Source organism: Pedobacter sp. TM02, from assembly GCF_059705275.1.
This window is the reverse complement of record NZ_AP046530.1, coordinates 1,529,112-1,542,286: the sequence shown is the minus strand read 5'-3', so window position 1 is coordinate 1,542,286 and position 13,175 is coordinate 1,529,112. Positions and strand designations below refer to the sequence as shown.

The 13,175-nt window shown below is 44.7% G+C and carries 10 protein-coding genes; 5 read left to right on the top strand and 5 right to left on the bottom strand.

Going from position 1 to position 13,175, the window contains the following annotated elements; all coding sequences use genetic code 11:
- Positions 1–136 precede the first annotated feature (136 nt).
- Positions 137–1,060: an SRPBCC family protein gene (locus AC6H1S_RS06545; protein ID WP_497565587.1), complete on the bottom strand. Its 924-nt coding sequence runs from the start codon at positions 1,058–1,060 to the stop codon at positions 137–139.
- Between the two features lie 48 nt (positions 1,061–1,108).
- The gene (locus AC6H1S_RS06540; protein WP_497565586.1) at positions 1,109–1,423 is read right to left on the bottom strand and encodes an EthD family reductase; all 315 of its coding nucleotides are present in this window, start codon (positions 1,421–1,423) and stop codon (positions 1,109–1,111) included.
- Between the two features lie 162 nt (positions 1,424–1,585).
- On the opposite strand from AC6H1S_RS06540, the gene AC6H1S_RS06535 reads away from it, so the two are divergent.
- A complete protein-coding gene (locus AC6H1S_RS06535) occupies positions 1,586–2,578 on the top strand; it encodes a GlxA family transcriptional regulator (protein WP_497565585.1) in 993 nt (330 codons plus the stop codon).
- A 366-nt stretch (positions 2,579–2,944) separates the two neighbouring features.
- Positions 2,945–3,598, top strand: a complete 654-nt coding sequence (locus AC6H1S_RS06530) for a YceI family protein (protein WP_497565584.1) — start codon at positions 2,945–2,947, stop codon at positions 3,596–3,598.
- Positions 3,599–3,716: 118 nt separating this feature from the next.
- Here AC6H1S_RS06530 and AC6H1S_RS06525 read toward each other — a convergent pair whose 3' ends face one another.
- Positions 3,717–5,153, bottom strand: coding sequence for a S41 family peptidase (locus AC6H1S_RS06525; RefSeq protein WP_497565583.1), 1,437 nt, complete (start codon positions 5,151–5,153; stop codon positions 3,717–3,719).
- 159 nt (positions 5,154–5,312) lie between these two features.
- Between AC6H1S_RS06525 and AC6H1S_RS06520 the strand changes: the two genes are divergently transcribed.
- From AC6H1S_RS06520 to AC6H1S_RS06510, 3 genes are all read left to right on the top strand, one after another.
- Positions 5,313–6,221, top strand: coding sequence for a helix-turn-helix domain-containing protein (locus AC6H1S_RS06520; protein WP_497565582.1), 909 nt, complete (start codon positions 5,313–5,315; stop codon positions 6,219–6,221).
- A 90-nt stretch (positions 6,222–6,311) separates the two neighbouring features.
- Complete coding sequence (locus tag AC6H1S_RS06515) at positions 6,312–7,529, top strand: multidrug effflux MFS transporter (protein WP_199139486.1); 1,218 nt, start codon at positions 6,312–6,314, stop codon at positions 7,527–7,529.
- Between the two features lie 47 nt (positions 7,530–7,576).
- Positions 7,577–8,575, top strand: coding sequence for an aldo/keto reductase (locus AC6H1S_RS06510; RefSeq protein WP_497565581.1), 999 nt, complete (start codon positions 7,577–7,579; stop codon positions 8,573–8,575).
- A 70-nt stretch (positions 8,576–8,645) separates the two neighbouring features.
- Here the strand turns inward: AC6H1S_RS06510 and AC6H1S_RS06505 are convergent, their stop codons facing one another.
- Both AC6H1S_RS06505 and AC6H1S_RS06500 read right to left on the bottom strand, forming a co-directional pair.
- On the bottom strand, positions 8,646–12,164 hold the full coding sequence (locus AC6H1S_RS06505; RefSeq protein ID WP_497565580.1) for a M1 family aminopeptidase: 3,519 nt from the start codon (positions 12,162–12,164) through the stop codon (positions 8,646–8,648).
- Entirely contained in the window at positions 12,161–13,060 is a 900-nt protein-coding gene (locus AC6H1S_RS06500; RefSeq protein WP_497565579.1) for an ABC transporter ATP-binding protein, read from the bottom strand. The genes AC6H1S_RS06505 and AC6H1S_RS06500 overlap by 4 nt, the downstream gene beginning before the upstream one ends.
- Positions 13,061–13,175: the final 115 nt, after the last annotated feature.

Here is a 13,175-nt window from a genome sequence, read left to right as displayed (position 1 = left end):
GAAAGAAAGAAGTAATGCCACGAAAATAATTTCGTAAGTCCTTAAAAAAGGATAGCGTGACCTGAAGATATTGTTGCTTAGACGACCAAAGAGCCACTGCGCAACAACGCAATGACCACTTTGAACGCAATTCCAATTATTTGTTGAATTCCGGATAAGGAAAGCCGTTGCCCGTTTCGCAGAGAAATTTCAGGCTCCTGAAAAAGAGTGCCCAATCAAAGCTGCAGGAGGCAAACTCGGTCGTATATGCCGCCCAGCCATCGTGATGGAACAAGAGCGTACATCCCTTTTGATGCGGTTCAAGCTCAAAAGTAAGCGTAGTGCCAATCCAGTCTTCAAAAGCTCTTATGCAACGCCACCTCACAAGATGATAAGGTTGGAGTTCGGTTACCTCCATCTCTTTGAAATAATCGGGGCCAAAACCAAACCTCAAAACACTGCCTATTTCGGGCTTTGCCATGGCATCGGGTGTCCACCAGCCTGCCAACCCTTCCTGTGTGGTGAGGGCCCAATAGACTTTTTCGACCGGCGCTCCTACCAACAACCTGTGGCAAATGCTTTTTGTGGCTGTTTGATCAGATTCTGGTGCTGGCCGAACGGCTGTTTCAGTTCCGGTTTCTTTGGGTGTTGCATTACCCTGGCCAGTTGTAACCAGCTTCATTAAGCTATCTTGTATATAATGGGTCCATGCATCGCGACAAACCTGATAGCACTCGTACGACGGCACCAGCCCATGATGTGTAAACTTTAGTTCGATCCCTTCGTTTTTTTCGGTAATCTCAAAAACAACCTGGGTATCTTTCCATTCGCTTTTGTCGACCGTGAACTTGAAATCGTTATCAAGAATGTGCCAGACCACTTTAGCACCAGGCTGCATTTCCGTAATCCTTATCTTGCAACGGTGCACATCCTGGTAATGGTACAAAAATTCGCCGTTGAGCCTGTCGGTGCTCCCTTCAATATTTTCAGACCACCATCCACGCACGTTGACAATGGCATCGAATACTTGTTGGGGCGTTGCATCCACGGTAATGGCTGTTGTAAAATCCTGCTGTTCCATAATTTTTTATTGTTGAATGGTAATGGTGTTTCTTAATTTGCATCTTGCCTACATCTCAAAGGTGTCGAATATATAAATCTGTACATCATCGCTGCCCGGAGCCAAAATCCTGCGATCGGCAGCACACTTTATCCCCTGTTCGGAAGCAAATGCAGTTTTGATGGCATCCAGACTTTCAAAATACAAGGTGCCGATACAATACACATCCGAGTGGCCTGTGGTCGACATTATTTGTTGATGGCCTACTTCATACTTCATCAATCCGGGAAGCTCCTTGGCCAAAGGCACATGAACCTCAAAATAGTGTTTGTTAAAAGCCTCGATATCTTTTGGCGTTTTATAGATAGCAATCATTCTGGCCATGCCGCTTATGTTTTGTTACAGCTCAAAGTTATTGGCTCAACAGCACTTTAAAAGGGTGTAAAATAGACTTTATGAGAGGTTGATTTGGACAAGGCATTTACCTAACTTTGAAACAACAAACAGTTGCATCCGATAGCTCGGTTTCATTTTAAACCCTTTTGTATGAAACATCTTACCCTGTTGGTGCCCGATGCACAAACCGGCCCCAATACCATATCCTGCATCGTGGGCGCCTATCATGTTTTTACAGAGGCCAACAACTACTACAAAAAGCAGAACAGGGAACCGGTGTTCGAAATCGAGCTTGTGGGGGCCTCGGCGCAATCGAGTTTTGTAAATGGATTGCTGATGGTAATGCCACAGGTTGATATAGGCTCTATCCGCCATACCGACCTGATTATTGTTCCTGCCATTGCAGCCGCCTTTAAAAAGCTAGAAGGATTGAATGTACTGCTTGTAGAATGGATATTGGAACAATACAAAAAAGGTACGGAACTTGCCAGCATGTGCACCGGGGCTTACCTGTTGGCTTCGACAGGTTTGCTGGACAAAAAAAGCTGCTCCATCCACTGGAACGCTGCAGCAAATTTCAAAAGCCTGTTTCCAAAGGTAAATTTAAAGCCCGAAAAGCTTATTACCGACGAACAGGGCATTTATACCAATGGAGGCGGCTATTCCTTCCTAAACCTACTGATCTACCTGGTTGAGAAATACTATGACAGGCAAACAGCCATCTACTGTTCCAAAGTATTCCAGATTGATATCGACCGGCAGGCACAATCGGACTTCGTGATCTTCACGGGGCAAAAGAACCATGGCGATGAAGTAATTATCAAGGCACAGGAATATATTGAAAAGAATTTTTCAGAAAAAATATCCATGGAACGGCTTTCGGAAAAGTTTACGGTTGGCAGAAGGAATTTTGACCGCAGGTTTATCAAAGCAACCGGCAATACGCCCGTAGAATACCTGCAAAGGATAAAGATCGAATCGGCCAAAAAGGAACTGGAAACTTCACGCAAGACCATTAGCGAAGTGATGTACGAGGTTGGCTATTCCGACGTTAAGGCATTCAGGGAAGTATTTCGCAAGGTTACCGGCATGTTGCCCCTAGCATACAAAAACAGGTACAACAAACTGCACGGAATAGTTTGATCAAGAATCTATCGTTTGTCGTGCTGCACCTTCCACAAAATATCGAAACCCCGCAAAAAGCATCGGGCATCTTTCTGCCATCCCCAAACCAACGCCTATTTGGTCAGCAACAGCTAATTCCAAACTCATCTTCTTTCTACGCATAAAAATAATATTCCGATTTCCCGAGCACGGATTTCCGGCCATCAAGCCTATGTAAAAGCTATATTTTACAAAGTTTACATTTTTATTTACAATCTAAATTCGCCTTGCCGCAAGGCACCTTGGTAATTTTGCCAGATCAAATTAAACATCAAGGCCACCCGGGCGAAGGGTGCATTACTGCTTTTAAAGTCAATTATTATTAACCCATTTAATTTCTGTAGCATGAACAACAAACTATCAACCACTTCTTTCGTTTTAATTATTGCATCCCTGATTTTCGGTTGCCGTGGACCTGTAAAGGAGGCCAATAAAAACAAGGCGGCAACAAGCGCTTTATCCTTACATGCAGGGGATGAAAGATATATGGCAATAGACACAAAGGAAAGTACCGTAACCTGGCAAGGGTCTTCGTTAGCTGGTGTCAACCCTCATAAAGGATACGTCTATCTATCAAAAGGAGAATTGATGATCGAAAACGGCCAACTGACGGGAGGCACAGCCGAAGTAAACATGACTACCATTGAAGATGAAGCCCATAGAAGCAATAACAACCTGATTAAACACTTAAAAGACCCTGATTTTTTTGATGTTAAGCAATTTCCCTTTTCTACCATTGCCATTACCAAGGTTGCCTCCATCAATACCGAGGATAAGCAAATTACAGGGAATCTGACTATTAAGAACATCACTCACCCTGTTACTTTTCCGGCCAAAGTGGAAGTTAAGAATGGACTGGTTAAAGCGAATGGCAAGCTGACGATTGACCGGACATTATGGGATATCCGTTATAGATCAGGAAAGTTCTATGGACATTTGGCCAATGGGGCAATTTCGGATTCCATTGCATTCGACATCAAGATTATAGCCAAAAAATAATTCTAGGTTCTTAATGTTCTGGAATTATAGCCTTAGGCTCCAGCAAAAACTACAAAAAGCCAGTCAGGTCACGACTGGTTTTTGTATTAAATCCTGTGGCCAATCCACTCAACCTGCCCTATTGCTCCAAATACTGCAAAGCAAACTGGATCCAATCTTTTATGCTCTTGTCCAGGTAAATGTCGGGTTGCATGCCAATGTTGTCAATCGGGTAATCAGGCAATCTTAACGAACGAAAAGTAGGCAATTGCAAAAGGTATTCGGGGCAACCGAAATCGAACCTGCGGGCCGCCGCATAATCCAATCCGCCAGAGGTTACCGTGCCGGCTACTTTTACTTTCTTGCTTTGTTTGGCCTTCATCACGAAATTCTCGGCAGAACTCCCTACCCTATGATCGGTAAGTACCAGCACATGACCGGGGCCTTTCTCGGCAGGCATGACCTTTTGGACGGCAAACGAACTGCCTTCAACATTCACAAATTTTCCCATATTTTGTTTAAACAGGCTAATCCATCGCTTCACTGTGTCTATCTCTCCCTGTTTTTCTTTCTTGTCGCTCACTGTTTTGATATAGCTTTCGAGGCCGTTAACTAAAGTTTGGGTTGCCAGATATTCCACCCCCATCGTCCTGATCGAATTGCTCATGATGTAAGGCAACAGCATTTGATAGGCATTGTCTGTCCCGCCCGAATTTCCCCTAACATCGACAATTAAGTTTTCGGCCTGTGCCAACTGCGAACGGTTGCTTTCCACAAGGTCTTCGATAATATCAACAAAAGGATAATCAAAAGACGGCAGCGTAATGAGCATGGTTTTGTCGGTCAGTTTTTTCATGGTAAATCCGTAAAACTCTCCTACTTTTCTTTTAATCTGCGTGGCTGTAAGGTTCGACTGTGGCGTTTCTTTGATAAAGGCGGCCCTTGCCTCCTTAAAATAAATGATACTGTTGTTGTAGATTTCGTATCGCCCGGTCTTCAGGGTTTTATCGAAGCCATAAAATTCAAACTTGCCATCAGGATATAGCCTGAATTTTATTTCGTTGGGCTTCCAGAAAGCAGAGCTTGAGGTGATGACAAAGCCCACTTGCACACCATCGTTGTTTTTGGTTATTCCGATTTCGTAGCCCACTCCTCCTGTCCATTCAAATTTATTTTTCCAAATTCCTTCCAGAGGCTTAGGTGACTTTTTCAATCCATCCCGAAATTTTGCCAAATCGATATTCACAAAATTAACCGGATCGGTGCTAGCCACGCTTTTTGTACCTACCGAAGTGGCTGGGTTAATCCAGATATGGCCATCCCTGAAAAAAGAGGTATATTTTTTTAAGATGTCAAAACATTTTGCCTTTTCTGCGCTATTGGCCTGTTTCCTTAACTCTTGCTTAAAACTTTCGTACAAAATCTTGTCTTTGGTTTTTTCTTCGAAGCCCGGGTATTCGCTTTCGATTTTCTTAATCAATTTGTCCAGGGCATCGCCACAGGCACATTCGTTTTGTGCATGGGCCATTTTGGTGATGAAAAGTAAGGCTACAAGGAGAATAGTTCTGGTCTTCATGGTGTGTTTTATTAATTCTGCCGGCAAAATAAGCGAAATCAAAAGAATCAAAATTGTAAAAATCGTGCAGAAATATCGCCCCACCTCAATCTCCTAAAAAAACATTCCGATGACTTTAGCCCCTCGTTTCTTTAGGTTTGATTTTTATAACTTTGTTCCATGAGCCAGCACGAAACCATCAACGACTTTTACAAACGCATCCTCAAAGATTCTTGTTTAAACCTATCGGAGCTGAACACGCGCATTGGCCATGTCAACATCTTTTCGAGAGATAATTGCGCTACCATTTCGCCTTACAGCCGTCGCGATTACTACAAGGTATCGCTCATTATAGGCACAGGCACTTTGCACTACGCCGATAAATGGATCTACATCAACAAACCTGCATTGCTGTTCTCCAACCCTATTGTGCCATATTCTTGGGAAGCCGAATCGGAAAAACAAGAAGGCTGGTTCTGCCTTTTTACCGATGCTTTTATTGAGCCCGGCGAACGCAAGGGTTCTTTGCAGGAATCGCCTTTGTTTAGCCTAGGCGCCAATCCGGTTTACTTTTTAGATGAAGCGGCGCTAAAGGAAGTCTCTGATATTTTCATGAAAATGCAGGCCGAAATCCAGTCGAGTTATCCGCACAAGTACAACGTGATCAAAAACTACCTGCATTTGCTTATCCACCAGGCCATGAAGCTCTCGCCTACCGAGGAATTCAAAAAACAGATCAATGCATCCACCCGTATCTGCGGCTTGTTTCTCGAACTACTTGAACGTCAGTTCCCTATTGATACGCCGGCCAATGCCCTGCAAATTAAAACTGCGCAAGATTTTGCCAACAGCTTGTCTGTACACGTCAACCACCTGAACCGCTCGGTAAAGGAAATTTCGGGCAAAACCACCACCGAGCATATTGCCAGTCGCATTACCCAGGAAGCCAAAGCGCTTTTGCAGCACACCGATTGGAACATTGCTGAAATAGGCTATAGTTTGGGTTTTCAGGAACCTGCTTATTTTACCAATTTCTTTAAAAAGAATACAGGCATTACCCCCAATACCGTAAGGTTGCAAATGGCTTAAAACTGCTGTTTGATTTTTATAAGTTTTGGTTTGATAACTATAATTATACAGCCCAGCATTGCGAGTAGTTTTGTATCATAAAATTTCATCATGCCAATCTTATCCCAAAAACTGCAGCCCAAAAACAAAAAGATAGCCACTTTTATCGCTTTTCTATTGATCCCGCTTTCGGGCCTAATTACCGATATGTACCTGCCTTCTATGCCGCACATGGCCATAGAGCTGCACCAGACAGAAAATGCCATTCAGCTTACCTTGGCTTTGTTCCTGATCAGTTACGGACTGGCTCAATTCATTACCGGCAGTCTGGTTGACAGCTATGGCCGCTACAGGCCAACACTCATTGCACTGGCTATTTTCATCGGTAGCAATTTCGTTATCGTATTAACCAAACAAATCGAAGTAATCTACGCCATGCGCATTGTGCAGGGCATTACCACGGGCTTTATCGTAGTAGCCAAAAGAGCCTATTTTGTTGATGTTTATGAAGGTGATGAACGAAAAAAATACCTGAGTTCCCTATCTATCGTATGGTCGTCGGCACCGGTTATTGCTCCGTTTATAGGCGGTTACCTGCAGCAATATTTCAACTGGCAGGCCAATTTTTATGTGTTGGCTGTTTACGGCATCGTGGTATTGGTATTGGAAGCGATCTTCTCGGGCGAAACCGTTCCCGAATATCGACCTTTTCGTTTGCCATCTATCATCAAGGACTACAAAACCATGCTGAGCACACCGCTGTTCTTATACGGCATCTTCATTATCGGGCTTTGTTATGGCACCACCATGGTTTTCGGGCTGTCGGGTTCCTTTATTATCGAGCACCAGTTTGGCTATTCGCCTGTGGTAGCCGGTTATGCGGCCCTGATGATGGGCCTGGCCTGGATGTGCGGTGGCTTGCTGGGCAAAGCACTGATCCAAAAGCCGTTTATCCCCAAAATACGAATCGCCAATATGCTGCAGTTGATTTTTATTGCGGGCATGCTCGTTAGCGCGCAATGGTTTAACAACATTTTCACGTTGATATTTTTTGCCTTTTTGATCCATGTCTGCGTTGGCTTCATCTTCAACAATTATTTCGCCTACTGTTTGGGCAGGTTTCCGCAAATGGCTGGAGTAGCGAGCGGCTTGAGCGGTGGCGCCAATTTTATCATCACCTCGGTATGCAGCTACACCGTGGTAGGCGTTTTGCATCCCCAATCTCAATTAGGACTTGGCTACGGCTATCTGTTTATCGGGCTTATTGCTTTGCTACTGCTCCAGTTTTTGGTTAAACCAGTGGTCAACACTAAAGCGGCAATAGCTTAAAACATTATAAACAAATCGTTATTTACGACTATTCAAACCATATCGTTATGAAATATAGAAATCTTGGAAAAACAACTGAACAACTATCGGCTATAGGCCTGGGTTGTATGGGCATGAGCTTTGCTTATGGCCCTGCCGACGATACCGAAAGCATTGCCACCTTGCATAAAGCCTTGGATCTGGGCATAAATTTTTGGGATACCGCCGACGTTTATGGCAATGGCCTGAACGAAGAACTGATTTCGAAGGTTTTGGTACCCAACCGCGACAAGGTTTTCATTGCCACCAAATTTGGCTTCAGGTTTAAGGAAGATACAGGCACTTCAAATGCCGTAGGCACCTATTTCGATGGTTCGCCAAAATGGATGAAACAAGCCGTTGAAGCCAGTCTGAAAAGACTGAAAACAGACACCATCGATTTGTATTACGCACACCGTGTTGACGTGAATGTTCCGATAGAGGAAACCGTTGGCGCCATGGCCGAGCTGGTAAAAGAAGGCAAGGTAAAATACCTGGGCCTGAGCGAAGCCTCGCCGGCATCGCTCCGTAAAGCACACGCCGTGCACCCTATTTCGGCCCTGCAAAGCGAATATTCCTTGCTAACCAGGAATGTAGAAGGCGAAATTCTGGCAACCACCAGAGAACTGGGCATTACTTTGGTTCCTTACTCGCCATTGGCAAGGGGATTGGTTTCGAATACGCTCGACCTCAATGCCCTAACAGCCGACGATTTTAGAAAAACCCTGCCCCGCAACCAAGGCGAACATGCCGAAAACAACGCCAGGTTAGTGGCCGATTTTGCACTGTTGGCTCAGGATAAAGACTGTACACCTGCCCAATTGGCTTTGGCTTGGGTATTGGCACAGGGTGATGACATTATCCCTATTCCGGGCACCAAGAAAAGAAAATACCTACAGGAAAATGCTGGCGCCGTTGAAGTACAACTGTCAGGAGCAGAATTAAATGTGATAGAAGAAATCCTGAAAAAATATCCGAATGTTGGTGCCCGTTATGCCGAAGGCGCCATGAAATTGGTCAACAATTAACTTTCGTAACTACCCCTTACCAACCAAGCTGCCCATTGGGTAGCTTGGTTGCTTGCTGAAAGTTTCTTCTTTATTTAATTGTTTGCAGATTGTCTTGCTGGTTGTCGTCTAAATAATAGGCATAAGGATCTAGGGCGACAGCTTTGGGCTTTTGAGGCACCATGATGCTCAAAATGGTTTGCCGTTTGGTAAAATGATGCTTTTTCAAATAAAACGGTTTGGTTTGGTCGGTCCAGTCTTCCTTAAGTTGATCAAAAGTGGCCAAATCTACCGTCATATGGGGTTGCAACGCTGTCTTTCCGGCCTTTTCGCTGGGCTCAATATTTACCTGCAACTTCAATTCGTACTGGCCGTTTGCCAACGCTTTGCCTGGCAGCACTTTAAGGCTCATCCGGTAAATCATAATTTTGTTGATGCTCTCGTCTATAAACTGCCTTTGTTCATGAGTAGCTGCTTTGTATAATTCGGCAACCAGGTCTTCAGTTCCCGCCTTTTTGTTAGGGCTCGAATGTTTGGCGAGCAACCGGCTCAGCACCAGGTTCATTTCACGCTCGCCCAGCATTTCTTTCAAGGCATACATCACCAACCCGCCTTTTTGATAATAGATATATGGTTGGTTATACGATTTGCCCAATGGCCGTTCTTCACGGTCGGTGGCGCTGTAAACAAAATAAAGGTTGTTGTCGAAACTCAGGTATTTGCGCAGGTACATCTTGCCATATCGATGTTCCATCAATACAGCTTCGGTATATTTCGCTATCGATTCGGTAAACATATCGGCTCCGGGCTGCGACAAGGGCCTCAGCTGGTTGGCCCACCACTGGTGCGCGGTTTCGTGGGCAGCAATGGCATAGGCATGGTTGATCAGACTTTTGTTATAATTGGTCAGGAAATTGAGCTTTTCGGCGCTAAAAAGCACCCCGGCATAAGCGGTTGCCGCCCCGTTGTACTGCGGAATTTCGGCCAGGCTCAATTGCTTAAACTGATACGGGCTATAGTACTCTGCCCCATAGCTTAAGGCATCTTTCATACCCTGTAGCATATCGCTTAAATTGTATTCATGTCCTTTGAGGTAGTAGAGCTTAAGCGCCATGCCTTTGTAGAGTTCGGTTTTTACTTGATAGCGCGCCGAACTCAAAGCGAACATAAAATCGATAGGTTGTGTGGTTTTATAATGAAAATAACGGCGGCCATCCTTTATCCATTCTTTTTGCAATTGGCCTACGGTAACCACTTGCTGATCTGGAGCCGTTGATATCGTGGTTTCCAAATCAATCAGATGGTAAGTGCTGTCAGTGGCATTGCCGATGATAATTGGCGCTAAACCGGCTTTTTTTCTAGCCCTTTCGTCGCTTGTTTCCATCCTGCTGTTATAGCCAAAGTCGGGCACAAACTTTTCCAACTCGATGTAAGAACCATTTTCAACTACCGAATTTTCTTTGTTAAAGGGCACAAAACCGGAGGTAACCACTTCAAGACTAAAATCCATGTACAGCGTATCGCCTGGTTTTAACGGTTTTTCCAATTCAATAAACTGCTGCTTAAATTCCCGATCAATTATCGATTTCCCCTTGGCACGTACTCGCACATCAAAATAATTCACCTCCCGGTTAATGCCTACCCAAATTTTAGCAATGGCTAGCTTGCTTTCGTTTTGCAGCAAATAACTTCCCTTAACGCGGTATTTGGCTTCTCTGGTGAGTAAATCGACATGGGTTTTAACCGATTTAACAGTAGGTTGCGGCCAATTGGCCAATGCTTTGTACTTTTTCTCGTAGCGGATGCGCCAATCGAGTTGGGCCTTTTTATTTTGGTAGCCTCCTACAAGATTGGTTTGCTCGTAAATATAGCCTCCACTGGTAAAAAACACAACAATGCCTAGGCCAAACAGCCATTTATGGCTCCTTATCAAGTGGCCAATCCTTTTAAAACGCTGCGTCAAGGTGCTGTTCAAACGGTCTTGCCACAGGGCAACAGTTAAACCGGCCAGCAACATGCAAAAGCCAGACCAATAAACCATGTACCAATTAAAAGCCTTTGCGTAATGGCCAAAACCATTAAAATAAGAATATTCGAGATCGGGTACGGCCGCAAAACGGAAAAGGTAATGTTCCAAACCCACGCGCTGCGCCATGACGAAAAACGCGGTAACAAATAGGCCCAGCACCATGCCCAAATATTTGTTGGCACTTAAGTTCTGTGCAAATACAATAAGCACAACAAACAGGCACAAAGGCAACGAATTGTAATAGTACAAAGAAATGTAGGTAAGCGGTTCGATGTTAAAATAGCCATGGCTCAGCTGCAGGGCAATGCCAATGCCTATATTGGTTGTGGTAAGCGCCAGCACCAAAACCATCAGTGCCAGCGTTTTGGCTGCCCACATTGGCCAGTTCTTAATCGGCGTGCTGTAAATGAGCGAATGTATATTAACCGATCGTTCGCTACCCAACAACTCGGCCGCAAAAAAGATGACCAAAATAAGCGAAAAACGCATGGACCGCAATTGCTCTACAATTAGGCCTGTAGTTGGATAGGCGGAAGTGCCGTACTGACCGTTAAAAATAGTGTCCTTGAGCTCGATGGTGTAAATAAATATCCAAAGCAAGAGCATCACCATAAACGAAATGTGCTTGAACAGCGAAATGGTTTCGAGCCTAAACTGCGATTTAAACACCAACCAACTATAGCCAAATCCTTGGGCCTGCGTTTTAAAATTCCTGAAAGGCACAAGTGCGATTTTTCTTTTCAACACCTTCGCTTGTTTGCTTTTGAGGGTTTGCCCTAACCTGAAATTGAAGAAGCGATAGCTCAGCAAAATCAGCACCGCAGTAAAGCCTAACCATAGCAGCCGGTTCATCAAAAACAGTCCTTCAACCGGAAATTGCTGGGTGTTGCGTTGCAAATCGGTCCAGGTTTTTACGGTAGCAAAGAAAGCGGCAAGGCCAAAAGGATCTGTTAAGATAGGGACAGCCAGCGAATCGGTCGTTTTATAAGCCGAGTTGGCCAACATGGGCGAATTGCCCAAAATAGAAGCAGCCATGTACAAAATATACAGTAGTACACCTGCGGCATAAATGGCCCTTGTGTTTTTGCTGAGCACTGCGGTACAAAAAATGATGGCCGACGAAAACAAAATATTTGGCAAGCCGAAAACCAGCAAGGGCTGCAGGCAATTGATCCATTTAAATGGCCCCAACTGATCGGCAGCAAACCAATAACCACCTAACAACATGCCCAATATAGCCACAACCAGTATAAAAAATACAGCCATCACCAACCCTGCAAAGCGAACAAAAAAATAAGGCCCTTTTTTAATCGAAGTGGTAAATACCACACTGTCCATTTGGTAAACCTGATCTCTCAGCACAACATTGGCACAACACAGCGTAGTGGCAAATACGGTAAGCAACGACAAGAAGCTGGTGATATAGGTAATGGTAAAGGGCGAATTTTTATATACTTCGCTGCTGCCAAAACCTCCATTAACAATGACCATGCCCAACGCAAAGAATAACAGGGCCGTAATTTTGAACGAAAGCTGGCCGAAATGGTATTTCAGCTCGAACCTTAAGAGTTGACCCATCATCTTCCGCCCTCCTCTTGTAGCTGTTGTGCGCCAAACAGCGCCGAGAAATATACTTCTTCCAACCCTGGATAAAAAGGCTCGAAACCTGTTGCTGGACGCTCATCGGCCAATACGTGCAATTGGATCTGACCAGCTAATCTTCGGGTAGAAATGACATTAAACACGTTTGCATAATCAGCCAAAGCCTCTTTCGAAATGGTTTTGCGCCATATCCTGCCATTTAGGCCTTCGGTTAAAATTGATGGCTTGCCTTTTAAAATGACTTTTCCGCCTGCCAACACCGCCATTTCGGGACAAAGATCGTGTACGTCTTCTACAATATGGGTAGAGAGCAATACCACTTTCTGTTCGCCTATTTCGCTCAGCAGATCGTGGAAACGGTTGCGTTCGAGTGGGTCTAAACCGGCAGTGGGTTCGTCAACAATAATCAGTTGCGGATTACCGAGCAAGGCCTGGGCTATACCAAAACGTTGCCTCATCCCTCCCGAATAGGAGCTCACCGCACGTTTGCGTACTTCATAAAGGTTGGTTTGCTGCAACAGCGATAGCACCTGTTCTTTCCGTTCGCTTTGATTGAGCATGCCTTTAAGCACCGCCATGTGGTTGAGCAAATCGACCGCCGATATTTTGGGATAAACGCCAAAATCTTGGGGCAGATAACCCAATTGGTTGCGCATGTATTGCGAATCTTGGTAAATATCCTGTCCATCAAAGTAAACCTGTCCGCTATCGGGGAGCTGCAACGTAGCCAGGGTGCGCATCAGCGACGATTTGCCCGCGCCGTTAGGGCCAAGCAAACCGAACATGCCATTGCCAATACTAAGCGTAACATGGTCTAAGGCCTTTACGCCATTGCCATACTGCTTACTGAGATTTTGTAGATGAAGTCTTTCCATGGTCATTCGAATTATGATGGAACAAAGAAAACCAGCCGTTTCCATTCCCTTAAATTTTAGTGACGAAGGCGCTGGTAACGATGATGAAAGGCTCGAAACGAGGTTAAAGCGCAAA